Below are 16,627 nucleotides of genomic sequence, written 5' to 3'. Positions count from 1 at the left end.
AATATGCTCAGCTCCACCTCGCTTTATGCAGCAATCGATCTCGGTTCGAATAGTTTTCATATGCTGGTTGTGCGCGAGGTGGCGGGAAGCATACAAACGCTGACGCGTATTAAGCGCAAGGTCCGCCTCGCGGCGGGCCTGAGCAGTGACAATCACCTCTCACCTGAAGCCATGGAACGTGGCTGGCAGTGTCTGCGACTCTTTGCCGAGCGTCTGCAGGATATCCCGCATGCCCAAATCACCGTGGTCGCCACTGCGACGCTCCGTCTGGCAGTTAACGCCGTGGATTTTATTGCCAGAGCGCAGGAAATTCTCGGTTGTCCGGTTCAGGTTATCAGCGGTGAAGAGGAAGCTCGCCTGATTTATCAGGGAGTTGCACACACCACGGGGGGTGACGATCGCCGCCTGGTAGTGGATATCGGCGGTGCCAGTACCGAACTGGTGACCGGCACCGGCGCGCAGGCAACGTCGCTGTTCAGCCTGTCGATGGGCTGCGTGACCTGGCTTGAGCGCTACTTTACCGACCGCAACCTGGGGAAAGAGAACTTCGACGAGGCAGAAAACGCCGCGCGCGAGGTGTTACGCCCGGTGATGGACGAGCTGCGCTATCACGGCTGGAAAGTCTGCGTGGGTGCCTCGGGTACCGTGCAGGCCCTGCAGGAAATCATGATGGCGCAGGGAATGGACGAGCGGATTACGCTTGCCAAACTTCAGCAGCTGAAACAGCGCGCCATTCAGTGCGGACGCCTGGAAGAGCTGGAAATTGAAGGCCTGACGCTGGAACGTGCGCTGGTCTTCCCGAGCGGGCTGGCCATTCTTATCGCCATTTTCACCGAATTGAACATCCAGTGTATGACCCTGGCCGGCGGCGCGCTGCGCGAAGGTCTGGTTTACGGGATGTTGCATCTGTCGGTCGATCAGGATATCCGCAGCCGTACTCTGCGCAACGTGCAGCGTCGTTTTCTGGTTGATATCGATCAGGCCGGACGCGTATCGCAGCTGGCGTCACGCTTCGCCGATCAGGTCGCTAACGTCTGGGATCTTGATCATCTGAGCCGGGATTTACTGCTGAGCGCCTGTGCGCTACATGAAGTGGGGCTGAGCATTGATTTTAAGCAGGCACCGACTCATGCAGCGTATCTGGTGCGAAACCTGGATTTACCGGGCTACACGCCAGCACAGAAAAAGCTGCTGGCAACGCTGCTTCTGAACCAGACGAATGCCGTTGATCTCTCCTCTTTGCATCAGCAAAACGCCGTACCGCCGCGCGTGGCCGAGCATCTGTGCCGCCTGCTGCGTCTGGCGATCCTGTTTGCCAGTCGCCGCCGCGATGATTTGCTGCCTGCCATTAATCTGGTGGCCGATGACGAGAAGCTTTCGCTGACGCTGCCGGAGAACTGGATTGATCGTCACCCGTTAGGGGCCGAGATGATCGAGCAGGAGTGCCAGTGGCAGAGCTATGTGCACTGGGCGTTGGAAGTAAAATAAGTGCGTGAAAAATGCCGGGTGGCGCTGCGCTTACCCGGCCTACAAGCCCTTCGGTCTCATCCTTTCTCTTTGGCTTTTGCCAGCATGGCGCGAATGTTTGCCACGTTAGCCTGTCCCTTATGCATCCGCTCTTCTGCGGTAATCACTTTACGCTCCTGTTCCCAGATCAGGTCATCCTGCGGCAGTTCCAGCAGGAAACGACTCGGCTCCGGGCGGACCAGTTCACCATACTGGCGGCGCTCTTTACACAGCGTGAACGTCAGCTCTTTTTGCGCACGGGTGATCCCCACGTAGGCCAGGCGGCGCTCCTCGTCGACGTTGTCTTCATCAATGCTGCTCTGGTGCGGCAACAATCCCTCCTCCATACCGACCAGATACACATACGGGAACTCCAGACCTTTTGACGCATGCAGCGTCATCAGCTGAACCTGATCGGCCTCTTCTTCGCTCTCGCCGCGCTCCATCATGTCGCGCAGGGTAAAGCGGGTGACCACCTGCGTCAGGGTCATCGGCTCGTCGATTTCAGAGCCCTCCAGCATTTCGGTCATCCAGCTGAAGAGCTGGTTAACGTTTTTCATGCGCATCTCAGCCGCTTTCGGGCTGGCTGAGGTTTCATACAGCCAGGACTCATAGTCGATGCCGTGAATGAGATCGCGCACTGCCGCCACCGGCTCGCGCTCCGCGAGACGCTGCACTTCGCCGAGCCAGTGGGTGAAGCGGGTTAACGAGTCATACCCGCGTCCGGTTAACGTCTGGCTCAGCCCCATGTCGAAGCTGGCAGTAAACATACTTTTGTTGCGGGTCATCGCCCACTCGCCAAGCTTTTGCAGCGTCGCCGGGCCAATCTCGCGTTTTGGCGTATTCACGATGCGCAGAAACGCGCTGTCATCATCCGGGTTAGTGAGCACGCGCAGATAGGCCAGCAGATCTTTGATTTCTGGTCGTGAGAAGAACGACGTGCCGCCCGAGATTTTGTACGGAATGCGGTTCTGCATCAGCATCTTTTCAAAGACGCGCGACTGGTGATTGCCGCGATAGAGGATCGCGTAATCCTTATATTCGGTTTTGTTGACGAAGTGGTGAGCGATGAGTTCGCCCGTCACGCGCTCCGCTTCATGATCTTCATTGTTGGCGCTGAGCACTTTCAGCTCCGTGCCGTAGCCCAGCTCGGAGAAGAGACGCTTCTCAAATACGTGCGGGTTATTGGCAATCAGGATGTTTGCCGCCTTCAGGATACGCCCGGAGGAGCGGTAGTTCTGCTCCAGCTTAATCACCTGCAGGGCGGGGAAATCTTTGCTCAGCAACACCAGGTTTTGCGGGCGTGCACCGCGCCAGGAGTAAATCGACTGGTCGTCGTCGCCTACCACGGTGAAACGCGCGCGCTGCCCCACCAGCAGCTTCACCAGCTCGTACTGGCTGGTGTTGGTATCCTGATATTCATCCACCAGCAGGTAGCGGATTTTATTCTGCCAGCGCTCGCGCACCTCTTCATTGCGCTGCAGCAGCAGCGTCGGCAGCAGGATCAGGTCGTCAAAATCCAGCACGTTGCACGCTTTCATATGTGCATCGTACAGACCGTAGCAGTGGGCGAAGATCCGATCCCGTTCGCCTTTGGCGATCGCCGCGGCCTGGGCCGGCGTCATTAGATCGTTTTTCCAGTTCGAGATCGTCGAGATCAGCTGCTGCAACAGCACTTTGTCATCTTCGATCAGCCCCTCGGTGAGCTCTTTGAGCAGCGCCACCTGATCGGTGTCATCGAAGAGCGAGAAGTTGGACTTCATTCCCAGCGCCGCATACTCGCGCTTGATGATATCCAGCCCCAGCGTGTGGAAGGTAGAGATCATCAGGCCCCGGGCCTCTTTGCGCCCCAGCGTCTGGCCGACACGCTCTTTCATCTCACGCGCCGCTTTATTGGTAAACGTCACCGCCGCAATGTGCCGGGCCTGATAGCCACAGCCGCGGATAAGGTGCGCAATCTTGTTGGTGATCACGCGGGTTTTACCGGATCCAGCCCCCGCCAGCACCAGACACGGTCCGGTGACAAATTCGACGGCTTGTTGTTGTCCGGGGTTTAAACGCATAAATGATCACTCAATGAAAGTCAGGAGGGGAGAATAACAGCGTGGTAGTATAGCGAGCCTAATCCATACCACTCAAGGCACGATCATGGCAAAAACAGCAGCAGCACTGCATATTCTTGTTAAAGAAGAGAAACTGGCTCTGGATCTTCTGGAGCAGATCAAAAACGGCGCCGACTTCGGCAAGCTGGCTAAGAAGCACTCTATCTGCCCGTCAGGCAAACGCGGCGGCGATCTGGGTGAGTTCCGTCAGGGCCAGATGGTACCGGCGTTCGATAAAGTGGTGTTCTCCTGCCCGGTGCTGGAGCCAACCGGCCCGCTGCATACTCAGTTCGGGTATCACATTATTAAGGTACTGTATCGCAATTAAAAAAGCCGGGTGGCGGCTACGCCTTACCCGGCCTACATCTTACGGTTTTGTAGGTCGGGTAAGCGAAGCGCCACCCGACAAGGTTGTTAACCCGCTACCGCAATACGTTTCATATCGGTCATGTAGCCACGCAGTTTGTGACCCACTTTCTCGATCTGGTGGCTGCGAATCGCTTCGTTCACATCGCGCAGCTGCGCGTTATCCACGGCACCTTCCGCAATCGCTTTGCCCAGATCGCCCGTCTGCAGAGTGGTCATAAACTCTTTCAGCAGCGGTACGCAGGCGTAAGAGAACAGGTAGTTACCGTATTCTGCGGTATCAGAGATAACCACGTTCATTTCGTACAGACGCTTACGGGCGATGGTGTTGGCAATCAGCGGCAGCTCGTGCAGAGATTCGTAGTACGCAGACTCTTCGATGATGCCGGAATCCACCATGGTTTCGAACGCCAGCTCAACGCCTGCTTTCACCATCGCGATCATCAGTACGCCTTTATCGAAGTACTCCTGCTCGCCGATTTTACCTTCATACTGTGGTGCGGTTTCGAACGCGGTTTTACCGGTCTCTTCACGCCAGGTCAGCAGGTTTTTATCGTCGTTCGCCCAGTCCGCCATCATGCCGGAAGAGAATTCACCGGAGATGATGTCGTCCATGTGTTTCTGGAACAGCGGTGCCATGATGGTTTTCAGCTGTTCAGACAGCGCGTAAGCACGCAGTTTGGCCGGGTTGGACAGACGGTCCATCATCAGCGTAATACCGCCCTGCTTCAGCGCTTCGGTGATGGTTTCCCAGCCGAACTGAATCAGTTTTTCCGCGTAGGCCGGGTCGGTACCTTCTTCCACCAGCTTGTCGAAGCACAGCAGAGAACCGGCCTGCAGCATGCCGCACAGAATGGTCTGCTCGCCCATCAGGTCAGATTTCACTTCTGCAACGAAGGATGATTCCAGAACGCCCGCACGGTGGCCGCCGGTCGCCGCTGCCCATGCTTTGGCAATCGCCATGCCTTCGCCTTTCGGATCGTTTTCCGGGTGAACCGCGATCAGAGTCGGTACGCCGAAGCCACGTTTGTACTCTTCGCGTACTTCCGTACCCGGACACTTCGGTGCAACCATCACCACGGTGATGTCTTTACGGATCTGCTCACCCACTTCAACGATGTTGAAGCCGTGGGAGTAACCCAGCGCTGCGCCGTCTTTCATCAGCGGCTGTACGGAACGCACAACGTCAGAGTGCTGCTTGTCTGGCGTCAGGTTAACCACCAGATCCGCCTGCGGGATCAGCTCTTCGTAGGTACCCACTTTGAAGCCGTTTTCGGTCGCTTTACGCCAGGAAGCACGCTTTTCGGCAATCGCTTCTTTACGCAGGGCGTAAGAGATATCCAGACCGGAGTCACGCATGTTCAGGCCCTGGTTCAGACCCTGTGCGCCACAGCCGACGATGACCACTTTTTTACCCTGAAGGTAGCTCGCGCCATCGGCAAATTCGTCGCGCGCCATGAAGCGGCATTTGCCCAGCTGCGCCAGCTGCTGGCGCAAGTTCAGTGTATTAAAGTAGTTAGCCATGGGTGATACCTCGTGATGTTGTGTGTCTTATTGTTCGGTTCGCGTTTCAGCGAGAATGTACCCACATTACAACAGGAAATTTATTGCGGAAATTGATATATTCACAACGTCATGTTGCAATTTTTGCAATATAAAAAGAGGGAGTGGAATCGGTGGATTTACGCGATCTGAAAATGTTCCTGCACCTGGCGGAAAGCCGCCATTTTGGCCGCAGCGCCCGGGCGATGCACGTTAGCCCCTCCACGCTTTCACGCCAGATCCAGCGCCTTGAGGAAGACCTCGGCCAGCCGCTGTTCGTGCGCGATAACCGCACCGTCACCCTCACGGAAGCGGGTGAAGAGCTGCGCATTTTTGCCCAGCAGACGCTGTTGCAGTACCAGCAGCTGCGGCACTCGATTGACCAGCAGGGGCCGTCACTTTCCGGCGAACTGCATATTTTCTGCTCCGTGACCGCCGCCTATAGCCATCTGCCGCCCATTCTCGACCGCTTCCGCGCGGCGCATCCGTCGGTTGAAATTAAGCTCACCACCGGCGATGCCTCCGACGCAATGGAAAAAGTGGTGACGGGCGAAGCGGATCTCGCCATTGCCGGAAAACCTGAAACGCTGCCGGGCGCGGTGGCATTCTCAATGCTGGAGAATCTGGCTGTGGTGCTGATTGCCCCGGCGCTGCCCTGCCCGGTGCGTAACCAGGTGTCGGTGGAAAAACCGGACTGGTCCACGGTGCCGTTTATCATGGCCGATCAGGGTCCGGTGCGCCGCCGCATTGAGCTGTGGTTCCGCCGTCAGAAAATCAGCAACCCGTCGATTTACGCCACGGTCAGCGGCCATGAGGCGATGGTGTCGATGGTGGCGCTGGGCTGCGGCGTGGCGCTGCTGCCGGAAGTGGTGCTGGAGAACAGCCCGGAGCCGGTGCGCAATCGCGTGATGATTCTGGAGCGCAGCGACGAGAAGACGCCGTTTGAGCTTGGCGTGTGCGCACAAAAAAAGCGGCTGCATGAGCCGCTTATTGATGCGTTCTGGCAGATATTGCCGAACCACTAAAGCCGGGTGGCGCTGCGCTTACCCGGCCTACACGCAGCTCAACCCTTAGCCCGCAAGGAAGAACCTGAACGCCGGGTTATGGGTTTCGTCGTGACACTCATAGCCCAGCTCGTTCAGCCGCGTTTCGAAATCGGGCTCGTGCTCGCCCAGTTCGAACGCCGCCAGCACGCGGCCGTAGTCGGTGCCGTGGCTGCGGTAGTGGAACAGAGAGATGTTCCAGTGCGTGCCCAGCGTGTGCAGGAACTTGAGCAACGCGCCCGGTGATTCCGGGAACTCGAAGCTGAACAGACGTTCCCTGAGCGGCTTCGATGGACGCCCGCCGACCATATAGCGCACGTGCAGCTTCGCCATCTCATCGTCAGAGAGATCGACCACGCTGTAGCCGCCCTCATGCAGCAGGTTGAGGATCTCTTTGCGCTCCTCCACGCCGCGGCTCAGACGCACGCCGACAAAAATACAGGCGTCTTTGGCATCGGCAAAACGGTAGTTAAATTCCGTCACCGAACGACCGCCCAGCAGCTGACAGAACTTCAGGAAGCTGCCCTTCTCTTCCGGAATGGTCACCGCCAGCAGCGCTTCCCGCTGTTCCCCCAGCTCGCAGCGCTCGGAAACGTAGCGCAGGCCGTGGAAGTTCACGTTGGCACCAGACAGCACGTGCGCCAGACGCTCGCCGCGAATGTTGTGCTGCGCGACGTATTTTTTCATCCCCGCCAGCGCCAGCGCGCCGGAAGGTTCCGCCACCGCGCGTACATCCTCGAAGAGATCTTTCATCGCCGCGCAGATAGCATCGCTATCAACCGTGACGATATCGTCGAGATACTCCTGGCACAGGCGGAAGGTTTCATCTCCAATGCGCTTCACCGCCACGCCCTCGGCAAACAGCCCGACGCGCGGCAGATCTACCGGATGACCCGCATCCAGCGCCGCCTTCAGGCAGGCAGAGTCTTCCGCTTCTACGGCGATGACTTTGATCTGCGGCATCAGCTGTTTGATCAGCACCGCCACGCCCGCGGCTAAGCCACCGCCGCCCACCGGGACGAAGACGCGGTCGAGATGGGCATCCTGCTGCAGCAGTTCAAGCGCCAGCGTGCCCTGCCCGGCAATCACCATAGGATGGTCAAACGGCGGCACCCAGGTGAAACCCTGCTGCTGCGCCAGCTCGATCGCTTTGGCTTTGGCTTCGTCGAAGTTAGCCCCGTGGAGCAGCACTTCGCCGCCGAAACCGCGCACCGCGTCGACTTTGATGTCTGCGGTAGCGACCGGCATCACGATCAGTGCCTTCAGTCCCAGACGGGCAGACGAGAACGCCACGCCCTGGGCGTGGTTGCCCGCCGATGCGGTAATCACGCCGCGCGCTTTCTGCTCATCGGTCAGCCCGGCCATCATCGCGTAGGCGCCGCGTAGCTTAAAGCTGTGCACCGGCTGACGGTCTTCGCGCTTCACCAGGATTACGTTGTCGAGGCGCGAAGAGAGTTTTTCCATTTTCTGCAGGGGCGTAACCTGCACGGCTTCATAGACCGGGGCACGCAGCACCGCTCTCAGGTATTCCGCCCCCTCAGGGGCGGCGGATAAGGGTTGTGACTCGGCCATCATTAGCCCCCAAGTTTAGATTTATCGCGCACCGCGCCTTTATCTGCACTGGTTGCAAGGCTCGCGTAGGCGCGCAGGGCGAAGGAGACTTCACGCTGGCGGTCTTTCGGCGTCCAGGCTTTGTCACCGCGGGCTTCCTGCGCTTCACGACGGGCCGCAATTTCCTGGTCGCTCAGCTTGAGCTGAATGCCGCGATTCGGAATGTCGATTTCGATCAGGTCGCCGTCTTCGATGATGGCGATATTGCCGCCGCTTGCCGCTTCCGGGGAAACGTGGCCGATAGAGAGGCCGGAGGTGCCGCCGGAGAAACGCCCGTCGGTGATCAGCGCACACGCCTTACCGAGTCCCATGGATTTCAGGAAGGTGGTTGGGTAGAGCATCTCCTGCATGCCGGGACCGCCTTTCGGTCCTTCGTAGCGAATGACAACCACGTCGCCTTCCACCACTTTGCCGCCGAGAATCGCGTCTACCGCTTCATCCTGGCTTTCGTACACTTTCGCCGGACCGGTGAATTTCAGGATGCTGTCGTCCACGCCTGCGGTTTTCACGATGCAGCCGTTTTCCGCAAAGTTACCGTACAGCACGGCCAGACCGCCGTCTTTGCTGTAGGCGTGTTCCAGCGAGCGGATGCAGCCTTCGGCGCGGTCATCGTCCAGGGTATCCCAGCGGCAATCCTGTGAGAACGCCTGGGTGGTACGGATGCCCGCCGGACCGGCGCGATACATGTTTTTCACCGCGTCGTCTTTGGTCAGCATCACGTCGTACTGGTCCAGCGACTCCGGCAGCGTCAGGCCGAGCACGTTTTTCACGTCACGGTTAAGCAGCCCGGCGCGATCCAGCTCGCCCAGAATGCCCAGCACGCCGCCCGCACGGTGTACGTCTTCCATATGGTACTTCTGGGTGCTCGGCGCGACTTTACACAGCTGCGGCACTTTGCGGGACAGCTTGTCGATGTCGCTCATGGTGAAGTCGATTTCAGCTTCCTGCGCGGCGGCCAGCAGGTGCAGAACGGTGTTGGTGGAGCCGCCCATGGCAATATCCAGCGTCATCGCGTTTTCGAACGCGGCTTTACTGGCGATGTTGCGCGGCAGCGCGCTGGCGTCGTCCTGCTCGTAGTAGCGTTTGGTCAGCTCAACGATGCGCTTACCGGCGTTGAGGAACAGCTGCTTACGGTCGGCGTGGGTCGCCAGCAGCGAGCCGTTGCCCGGCTGAGAAAGACCCAGCGCTTCGGTCAGGCAGTTCATGGAGTTCGCCGTGAACATACCGGAACAGGAGCCGCAGGTCGGACACGCGGAGCGCTCTACCTGATCGCTCTGCTCGTCAGAGACTTTCGGGTCCGCGCCCTGGATCATCGCATCGACCAGGTCGAGCTTGATGATTTTGTCGGAGAGCTTGGTTTTCCCCGCTTCCATTGGACCACCGGAGACGAAGATCACCGGAATGTTCAGGCGCAGGGAGGCCATCAGCATCCCCGGGGTGATTTTGTCGCAGTTGGAGATGCAGACCATCGCATCGGCGCAGTGGGCGTTAACCATGTACTCAACCGAGTCGGCGATCAGCTCGCGCGACGGCAGTGAATAGAGCATGCCCCCGTGACCCATCGCGATACCGTCATCCACCGCAATGGTGTTGAACTCTTTCGCCACGCCGCCAGAGGCTTCGATTTGCTCGGCAACCAGCTTACCGAGATCGCGCAGGTGCACGTGGCCCGGTACAAACTGGGTGAAGGAGTTCACCACGGCGATAATCGGCTTGCCGAAATCGGCGTCGGTCATTCCGGTGGCGCGCCACAGCGCGCGGGCTCCCGCCATGTTACGGCCGTGGGTGGTGGTGGCTGAACGATACTTAGGCATGCTTTATTGACTCCCGTCTGACTATTTAATGGGACGGTGCGTGCCGTCCCAAATTTATGCTTAGTGATTAACCTGATCCAACCAGCCGTATTTATCTTCTGTTTCGCCGGTGAAGAGGCCAAAGAAGGCTTGCTGAATACGTTTGGTGACCGGACCGCAGCGGCCTTCGCCCACCTGGATACCGTCTACGCTGCGTACCGGCGTGATTTCAGCTGCGGTACCGGACATGAACACTTCATCCGCCAGATACAGGGATTCACGGGACAGCACCTGCTCGCGCACTTCGATACCCAGATCTTTCGCCAGCTTGATGATGGCGTCACGGGTAATTCCCGGCAGCGCGGACGAGGTGAACGGCGGCGTGAAGAGGATGCCGTCTTTCACTTCAAACAGGTTTTCGCCCGCACCTTCAGAGATGTAGCCATTCACGTCCAGGGCGATACCTTCCTGATAGCCGTGACGGCGCGCTTCGCTACCGACCAGCAGTGAAGAGAGGTAGTTACCGCCTGCTTTCGCGGCTGTCGGGATGGTGTTTGGCGCCACGCGATTCCAGGAAGAGACCATTGCGTCGATCCCCTGCTCCAGGGCTTCAGCACCCAAATAAGCACCCCACGGGAACGCGGCAATGATCACATCGGTGGTATAGCCAGCAGGCGGGTTCACGCCCATACCGACGTCGCCCACGAACACCAGCGGACGGATATAGGCGCTGGTCAGGTTGTTTTTACGGATCACGTCGCGGCAGGCTTCCATCAGCTCGTCGACGCTTTGAGAAACCGGGAAACGATAAATTTTGGCTGAATCATGCAGACGCTGCATGTGTTCGCGATGGCGGAACACCACTGGCCCTTTGTGAGAATCGTAGCAGCGGATGCCTTCAAATACGGAGGTACCGTAGTGCAGCGCGTGGGACATCACGTGGACCTTCGCGTCCTCCCAGCGAACCATCTCACCGTTGAACCAAATGTAATCAGCTTTTTTTGTCGTCATTTTTTCGTCCTGTCACGCTTAAGCGCGGATTTGTTGTGATGTGGTTGTGCTCTGGCAGATGGCAACATGGGCAACGTCTACCAGCTTTGATAATTGACTAAACAGTAAGTCGACCGACCGCGGGCTGGCAACGGTTAATTCGATACTGATATTTTGGGCGTCAGTGGCCGTCTCCATATTCATAGAGCAAATCTGAAAACCACGATGACGCACCACGCGCAAAACGCGTTCTAAGGTTTCCGGGTTGAAGCGAGCCTGTACGGCGACCTGATGCTGCATCATGATAATTTCTCCATCATTTGTGAGTTACTGGCACCTGGCGGTACCAACGGCCAGACGTTCTCGAGTTCGTCGATTGAGACATGAAGCAGGTAAGGCCCATCGCTGTTCAGCAGGGTGTCGAGCGCCGCTTCAACCTGATCTTTACGGGTAATGTGCTGACCAGGGATGCCGAAGGCGCTGGCCAGGGTGAGGAAGTCGGGGTTATCGGTGAGCGTCGTTTCGCTGTAGCGCTCCTGGAAGAACAGCTGTTGCCACTGGCGAACCATCCCTAAACGCTGGTTGTCGAGCAACACGATCTTCAGCGGTAACTGCTTACGCTTAACGGTGCCGAGCTCCTGAACGTTCATCATGAAGGAGCCGTCACCGGAGATACAGATAACGGTATCGTTCGGGCGGGCAACCTGCGCGCCAACGGCTGCTGGCAGACCGAAGCCCATCGTCCCTAACCCGCTGGAGGTGATGAAGTTTTCCGGGCGGGTGTAGGTCATGTGCTGCGCGGACCACATCTGGTGCTGGCCGACGTCGGTGGTGACGACGCTGTCAGCCGGTTTACGGTCGGACAACTGCTTCAACAGCAGCGGCGCGTAGATGGCCTCGCCGGGGTGGTCGTAACGCCAGGCGTGCTCGGCGCGCATGTCTGTAGCGTGCTGACGCCATGGGTTGATATCCAGCGGCTGCTGCAGTGCGGGTAACAGCGCGTTGAGATCGCCCTGCAGCGCAACGTGCGCCTGACGCAGCTTGTTCATCTCCGCCGGGTCGATATCCATATGAATGACTTTGGCGTTTGGCGCAAAGGTATTCAGCTTGCCGGTGACGCGGTCGTCAAAACGGGCACCTACGGCGATAAGCAAGTCGCACTCCTGCACCGCCAGGTTTGCCGCTTTGGTGCCGTGCATCCCCAGCATGCCCAGATAGTATGGGTAATCCGCATCGACAGCACCGAGACCTTTCAGCGTACAGGTCGCTGGCATCTGCGTTGTTGCAATAAATTCGCGCAGGGCTGGAACGGCCTGCGCCATGCCGACGCCACCGCCGACGTACAGCATCGGCTGTTTTGCCTGCGCCAGCATCTGACGGGCCTCTTCAACCTCCGCATCCGGAAACGCATCGTCGCTTTCAACGATGGAGAAGTGCGGCTCCAGATCGCCGAGTGCCACCTGGATATCTTTCGGGATATCGACCAGAACCGGACCAGGACGACCTGAGTTTGCCACTTCGAACGCTTCTGCCATTACGCGCGGCAGCTCTTCCAGAGACTGGACGAGGAAGCTGTGTTTGGTGCAGGCCAGCGATAAACCGAGGACGTCGACTTCCTGAAAAGCATCGGTACCGATAAACGGAGACGCCACCTGCCCGGTGATGGCGACAACGGGAACGGAATCCAGCAACGCGTCAGCCAGGCCGGTGATGAGGTTCGTTGCGCCCGGGCCTGAAGTTGCCATACACACGCCGGTTTTACCGGTCGCTCTGGCATAGCCGATGGCAGCCATCGCTGCGCCCTGCTCGTGTCGGCACAAGAGATGTTCCACGCCGCCGTCATACAGTGCATCGTAAATCGGCATAATTGCGCCACCCGGATAACCGAAGACTGTTTCGACTCCCTGCGCGCGCAACGCATGTACTACCCACTGTGCCCCATTCATAGTTAGTTCCCCGTCATAAATCGGGAGAAACAGAATTTTGTGCTAGTCGTCATTCTCTGCTCCTCATTTACGTTTTTTAGTCATAAAAAAACCCCCGGACCTTTCGGTGCGGGGGTCTTAGTTCGTTAAGGCTTGATTTCTAAGCCTTTCCTCGTCCAAGTGCAGCCCCGCACGGTGGGATAATAATCACCACCACGCTAATCACGACCAGGCTAATCACTCGTAGAAGGGCTGTCATTTTCAGTTCTTTTTGCATCTTGTTCGAAGGAATACCTAAAGAGTTATCACAGTTTTCAAATCAAACACAAGATTTATTTATGACGGATTTGATTAGGCAGCGAATCATATTTCTTAAAACCGTTGTTTTACATACGGAAATTAGAAAATGAATATTTTTCATTTTTTTACTGAGGTTCCAACCATCAAAACGGGGCTTTTTGCATTCTGCGAGGAGGCTTCCACGGTTATGCAATAGTTTCATTACGCGCTTAAAATCTCTGAACAGGTAGCGTAAATCCGCAAAATGACGCTAAAAAGACAAAGCAGGCGCTGGCATAGTCACACCAGGAGGTAGTGCAAATGTCACTGTCAGTTGTTTATACGCGTGCGGCTCTCGGGGTAAAGGCACCGCTTATTTCCGTCGAGGTTCATTTGAGTAACGGACTCCCCGGACTCACGCTTGTCGGGTTACCTGAAACGACGGTTAAAGAGGCCAGGGATCGCGTTCGCAGCGCAATAATAAATAGCGGTTATACCTTCCCCGCGAAGAAGATCACCATCAACCTTGCCCCTGCCGATCTGCCTAAAGAGGGGGGACGATACGATTTACCTATCGCAATTGCCCTTCTCGCGGCTTCTGAGCAGCTTAATACGACACGGCTAGGCTCGTATGAGTTCGTTGGCGAACTCGCGCTCACAGGCGCGTTAAGAGGCGTTCCCGGTGCGATATCGGGAGCGCTGGAAGCCATACGTGCAGGGCGGCAAATCATTGTCGCCAATGAAAACGCATCAGAAGTGAGTCTTATCGCCGAGAAGGGGTGTCTCATCGCGGGGCATTTACAGGAAGTTTGTGCCTGGCTGGAAGGGCGACATGAACTGTCCGAGCCGGAGGAGTGTGATGATGTTATAGCGGATGCACCAGAGGATCTCAGCGAGATTATGGGACAGGAGCAAGGGAAACGGGCGCTAGAGATTACGGCTGCAGGTGGACACAATCTTCTGTTAATTGGTCCGCCGGGTACGGGTAAAACGATGCTGGCAAGCAGGTTGAGCGGGTTGCTTCCACCGCTCAATAATCATGAAGCGCTGGAAAGCGCCGCCATATACAGCCTTATCAATTCTACGTCGTTGCAAAAACAGTGGCGCCGCCGTCCTTTTCGTTCTCCGCATCATAGCGCTTCACTAACGGCAATGGTCGGCGGAGGGTCTATCCCCGGACCGGGAGAGATCTCGCTGGCACACCATGGCATCCTGTTTCTTGATGAACTGCCTGAGTTTGAGCGCCGCGTGCTGGATGCACTGAGGGAACCCATTGAATCTGGTGAGATACATATCTCACGCACGCGGGCCAAAATAAGCTATCCCGCGCAGTTTCAGCTGGTTGCGGCGATGAATCCCAGCCCGACGGGTCACTACCAGGGCAACCATAATCGCTGTACGCCAGAGCAGACGTTGCGCTATCTGGGTAAGTTATCCGGTCCGTTCCTCGACCGTTTCGATTTATCCCTCGAAATCCCCCTTCCCCCGCCGGGTCTGCTCAGGCAAACAGGCATAACAGGTGAAAGCTCAGCGGATGTACGCGAGCGGGTGATTGCAGCCCAGACACGCCAGTACGCCCGCCAGAACAGGCTGAATGCACGGCTGGATAATACCGGAATCCGGCAGTTTTGTTCTCTTAACGTTGAGGATGCGGGATGGCTGGAGGAGACGTTGACACGGTTCGGGCTGTCCATACGTGCGTGGCAGCGTTTGTTGAAAGTGGCCAGAACCATTGCTGACGTCGAGGGGTGCACTGACATTGAGAGGAAACATTTGCAGGAGGCGCTGAGCTACCGCGCTATCGATCGTTTACTGCTGCATTTGCAGAAATTGCTGGCATAAAAAAGGGGCCGTAGCCCCTTCTCTTCATTTTAATCATCAGACTCGGTGTAGTCTTCTGCACCTTCCATCTGCGGCTTACCGCCAGACAGCGTATGGAAGCGCTTTGGACGCTTAATGCGCGCCATGTACTTGATCCATACACGTTCCGCTTCAGACTCCGGCTCACGCTCACCACGGCAAACAGAAACAAACTGTTTTTCGTCTTCGGTAGCAGGTTCACGCTTACCCAGATCCAGCTCGTTAAAGGCATAACCATGGCGCTCAAGCAGCTGCGCCTCTTTGATGGTGAAATCGCCGTGACGAGAGAACCCGCGCGGATAATGTTTATTGTCGAAAAAACGATTAGTCGTCGTAAAGCTTTCCGCCATCCTACACGCTCCTAATTCTTTGGCCGAGCTATTTATGGCGCGGAGTATTAGTTACGCTTGACAGAGTGTAAAACAAAACATTTAAATCATAACGACAAATAATTTTGCGGAGAAAGATGTGGATACGGAATTGCTTAAAACTTTCCTTGAAGTGAGCAGAACACGCCACTTTGGGCGAGCAGCTGAAGCCCTTTACCTGACGCAGTCAGCAGTCAGTTTTCGTATTCGACAGCTGGAAAATCAATTGGGTGTGAATCTTTTTACCCGCCATCGCAACAATATTCGCTTAACGCCTGCCGGCGAGAAACTGCTGCCGTACGCAGAAACGCTGATGAATACCTGGCAGGCGGCACGTAAAGAGGTGGCACATACTTCGAGGCATAATGAGTTCTCGATAGGGGCCAGCGCTTCTCTGTGGGAATGCATGCTAAGTCAGTGGCTTACCCGGCTATATCACTCACACGCGCACCTGCAATTTGAGGCCAGGATTGCACAGCGGCAGTCTCTGGTTAAGCAACTTCATGAGCGTCAGCTTGATCTTCTGATCACCACCGAAGCGCCCAAGATGGACGAATTTAGCAGCCAGATTGTGGGGCAGTTTGGCCTTGCACTTTATGCCTCTGAACCTTCGATGATGAAGGCTGACCTGACCTATTTACGTCTGGAATGGGGGCCGGATTTCCAGCAGCATGAGACGGGATTGATTGCACCTGATGATGTTCCGCAGTTAACGACCAGCTCTGCAGAGATCGCCTGTCAGCAGCTGTCACTGCTGAAGGGTTGTACCTGGTTACCTGTTAGCTGGGCAGACACTAAAGCGGGGCTGCACACCGTGATGGATTCCACCACGCTTACCAGGCCGCTATATGCAATTTGGCTGCAAAACAGCGATAAGCAATCGCAGATAAAAGATCTGTTAAAAATCAATGTAATGGATTGATACATCAGCCAGCAGGAATGCTGGCTGAAAATTAAGAAGAGCGTTTTTTGCAGCGTTTCAGGCAAAAAAAAATCCTTTGCCGAAGCAAAGGATTCTATATGGCAGGGGCGGAGAGACTCGAACTCGCGACACCCGGTTTTGGAGACCGGTGCTCTACCAACTGAGCTACGCCCCTAAAGTTTTTGCCATTAAGCCTGCCAATTAGGCAGGCTTAATGTCTTAATAAGTGGCGGAACGGACGGGACTCGAACCCGCGACCCCCTGCGTGACAGGCAGGTATTCTAACCGACTGAACTACCGCTCCACCGAAGACTGCTTGT

Annotated in this window: 15 protein-coding genes and 2 tRNA genes; 5 read left to right on the top strand and 12 right to left on the bottom strand. The window is 56.7% G+C overall.

Going from position 1 to position 16,627, the window contains the following annotated elements; genetic code table 11:
* Positions 1 to 3 precede the first annotated feature (3 nt).
* Positions 4 to 1,488 (top strand): guanosine-5'-triphosphate,3'-diphosphate diphosphatase, encoded by a 1,485-nt coding sequence (gppA, locus tag N037_RS12850; RefSeq protein ID WP_032641430.1) that lies wholly within the window; start codon positions 4 to 6, stop codon positions 1,486 to 1,488.
* 56 nt (positions 1,489 to 1,544) lie between these two features.
* Here gppA and rep read toward each other — a convergent pair whose 3' ends face one another.
* Positions 1,545 to 3,569 carry a DNA helicase Rep gene (gene rep, locus N037_RS12845; RefSeq protein ID WP_032641407.1) on the bottom strand — a complete coding sequence of 675 codons (2,025 nt, stop codon included), beginning with the start codon at positions 3,567 to 3,569 and terminating at the stop codon, positions 1,545 to 1,547.
* An 85-nt stretch (positions 3,570 to 3,654) separates the two neighbouring features.
* Between rep and ppiC the strand changes: the two genes are divergently transcribed.
* On the top strand, positions 3,655 to 3,936 hold the full coding sequence (gene ppiC / locus N037_RS12840) for a peptidylprolyl isomerase PpiC (protein WP_001140251.1): 282 nt from the start codon (positions 3,655 to 3,657) through the stop codon (positions 3,934 to 3,936).
* An 86-nt stretch (positions 3,937 to 4,022) separates the two neighbouring features.
* On the opposite strand, the gene ilvC is transcribed toward ppiC, so the two are convergent.
* Positions 4,023 to 5,498: a ketol-acid reductoisomerase gene (ilvC, locus tag N037_RS12835; protein ID WP_023333828.1), complete on the bottom strand. Its 1,476-nt coding sequence runs from the start codon at positions 5,496 to 5,498 to the stop codon at positions 4,023 to 4,025.
* A gap of 152 nt (positions 5,499 to 5,650) precedes the next feature.
* Between ilvC and ilvY the strand changes: the two genes are divergently transcribed.
* Positions 5,651 to 6,541, top strand: a complete 891-nt coding sequence (gene ilvY, locus N037_RS12830; protein WP_032641403.1) for an HTH-type transcriptional activator IlvY — start codon at positions 5,651 to 5,653, stop codon at positions 6,539 to 6,541.
* A 45-nt stretch (positions 6,542 to 6,586) separates the two neighbouring features.
* On the opposite strand, the gene ilvA is transcribed toward ilvY, so the two are convergent.
* The 7 genes from ilvA to ilvL form a co-directional block, all read right to left on the bottom strand.
* Positions 6,587 to 8,131, bottom strand: coding sequence for a threonine ammonia-lyase, biosynthetic (gene ilvA / locus N037_RS12825; RefSeq protein ID WP_155858068.1), 1,545 nt, complete (start codon positions 8,129 to 8,131; stop codon positions 6,587 to 6,589).
* A gap of 2 nt (positions 8,132 to 8,133) precedes the next feature.
* Positions 8,134 to 9,984, bottom strand: coding sequence for a dihydroxy-acid dehydratase (gene ilvD, locus N037_RS12820; RefSeq protein WP_032641401.1), 1,851 nt, complete (start codon positions 9,982 to 9,984; stop codon positions 8,134 to 8,136).
* 60 nt (positions 9,985 to 10,044) lie between these two features.
* On the bottom strand, positions 10,045 to 10,974 hold the full coding sequence (ilvE, locus tag N037_RS12815; protein WP_023309654.1) for a branched-chain-amino-acid transaminase: 930 nt from the start codon (positions 10,972 to 10,974) through the stop codon (positions 10,045 to 10,047).
* Positions 10,975 to 10,992: 18 nt separating this feature from the next.
* A complete protein-coding gene (gene ilvM, locus N037_RS12810) occupies positions 10,993 to 11,256 on the bottom strand; it encodes an acetolactate synthase 2 small subunit (protein WP_006179206.1) in 264 nt (87 codons plus the stop codon).
* Complete coding sequence (gene ilvG / locus N037_RS12805) at positions 11,253 to 12,899, bottom strand: acetolactate synthase 2 catalytic subunit (protein ID WP_032641399.1); 1,647 nt, start codon at positions 12,897 to 12,899, stop codon at positions 11,253 to 11,255. The genes ilvM and ilvG overlap by 4 nt, the downstream gene beginning before the upstream one ends.
* Before the next feature lie 2 nt (positions 12,900 to 12,901).
* Positions 12,902 to 12,952 carry a peptide IlvX gene (gene ilvX / locus N037_RS25085; RefSeq protein WP_166792073.1) on the bottom strand — a complete coding sequence of 17 codons (51 nt, stop codon included), beginning with the start codon at positions 12,950 to 12,952 and terminating at the stop codon, positions 12,902 to 12,904.
* A gap of 86 nt (positions 12,953 to 13,038) precedes the next feature.
* A complete protein-coding gene (gene ilvL, locus N037_RS24030; RefSeq protein WP_001311244.1) occupies positions 13,039 to 13,137 on the bottom strand; it encodes an ilv operon leader peptide in 99 nt (32 codons plus the stop codon).
* A 341-nt stretch (positions 13,138 to 13,478) separates the two neighbouring features.
* On the opposite strand from ilvL, the gene N037_RS12800 reads away from it, so the two are divergent.
* Positions 13,479 to 14,999 carry a YifB family Mg chelatase-like AAA ATPase gene (locus tag N037_RS12800; RefSeq protein ID WP_032641398.1) on the top strand — a complete coding sequence of 507 codons (1,521 nt, stop codon included), beginning with the start codon at positions 13,479 to 13,481 and terminating at the stop codon, positions 14,997 to 14,999.
* 29 nt (positions 15,000 to 15,028) lie between these two features.
* Here the strand turns inward: N037_RS12800 and N037_RS12795 are convergent, their stop codons facing one another.
* Entirely contained in the window at positions 15,029 to 15,367 is a 339-nt protein-coding gene (locus N037_RS12795) for a DUF413 domain-containing protein (protein ID WP_023309658.1), read from the bottom strand.
* A gap of 118 nt (positions 15,368 to 15,485) precedes the next feature.
* Here N037_RS12795 and hdfR point away from each other — a divergent pair, with 118 nt between their 5' ends.
* Complete coding sequence (gene hdfR / locus N037_RS12790) at positions 15,486 to 16,307, top strand: HTH-type transcriptional regulator HdfR (RefSeq protein WP_032641395.1); 822 nt, start codon at positions 15,486 to 15,488, stop codon at positions 16,305 to 16,307.
* Positions 16,308 to 16,406: 99 nt separating this feature from the next.
* Here the strand turns inward: hdfR and N037_RS12785 are convergent.
* Positions 16,407 to 16,482 (bottom strand) — tRNA-Trp (locus N037_RS12785).
* 52 nt (positions 16,483 to 16,534) lie between these two features.
* Positions 16,535 to 16,611 (bottom strand) — tRNA-Asp (locus N037_RS12780).
* Positions 16,612 to 16,627: the final 16 nt, after the last annotated feature.

It is taken from the genome of Enterobacter sp. EGD-HP1 (genome assembly GCF_000733275.2).
GTDB lineage: Bacteria > Pseudomonadota > Gammaproteobacteria > Enterobacterales > Enterobacteriaceae > Enterobacter.
Note: the sequence above shows the minus strand (reverse complement) of the source record. Positions and strands in the feature narration are given on the sequence as shown.

Bases quoted from the DNA above. Each gene is read 5' to 3' on its own strand.
- gppA (WP_032641430.1), top strand. From the start codon at position 4: ATGCTCAGCTCCACCTCGCTTTATGCAGCAATCGATCTCGGTTCGAAT.
- rep (WP_032641407.1), bottom strand. From the start codon at position 3,569: ATGCGTTTAAACCCCGGACAACAACAAGCCGTCGAATTTGTCACCGGA.
- ppiC (WP_001140251.1), top strand. From the start codon at position 3,655: ATGGCAAAAACAGCAGCAGCACTGCATATTCTTGTTAAAGAAGAGAAA.
- ilvC (WP_023333828.1), bottom strand. From the start codon at position 5,498: ATGGCTAACTACTTTAATACACTGAACTTGCGCCAGCAGCTGGCGCAG.
- ilvA (WP_155858068.1), bottom strand. From the start codon at position 8,131: ATGGCCGAGTCACAACCCTTATCCGCCGCCCCTGAGGGGGCGGAATAC.
- ilvD (WP_032641401.1), bottom strand. From the start codon at position 9,984: ATGCCTAAGTATCGTTCAGCCACCACCACCCACGGCCGTAACATGGCG.
- ilvE (WP_023309654.1), bottom strand. From the start codon at position 10,974: ATGACGACAAAAAAAGCTGATTACATTTGGTTCAACGGTGAGATGGTT.
- ilvM (WP_006179206.1), bottom strand. From the start codon at position 11,256: ATGATGCAGCATCAGGTCGCCGTACAGGCTCGCTTCAACCCGGAAACC.
- ilvG (WP_032641399.1), bottom strand. From the start codon at position 12,899: ATGAATGGGGCACAGTGGGTAGTACATGCGTTGCGCGCGCAGGGAGTC.
- ilvL (WP_001311244.1), bottom strand. From the start codon at position 13,137: ATGACAGCCCTTCTACGAGTGATTAGCCTGGTCGTGATTAGCGTGGTG.
- N037_RS12800 (WP_032641398.1), top strand. From the start codon at position 13,479: ATGTCACTGTCAGTTGTTTATACGCGTGCGGCTCTCGGGGTAAAGGCA.
- N037_RS12795 (WP_023309658.1), bottom strand. From the start codon at position 15,367: ATGGCGGAAAGCTTTACGACGACTAATCGTTTTTTCGACAATAAACAT.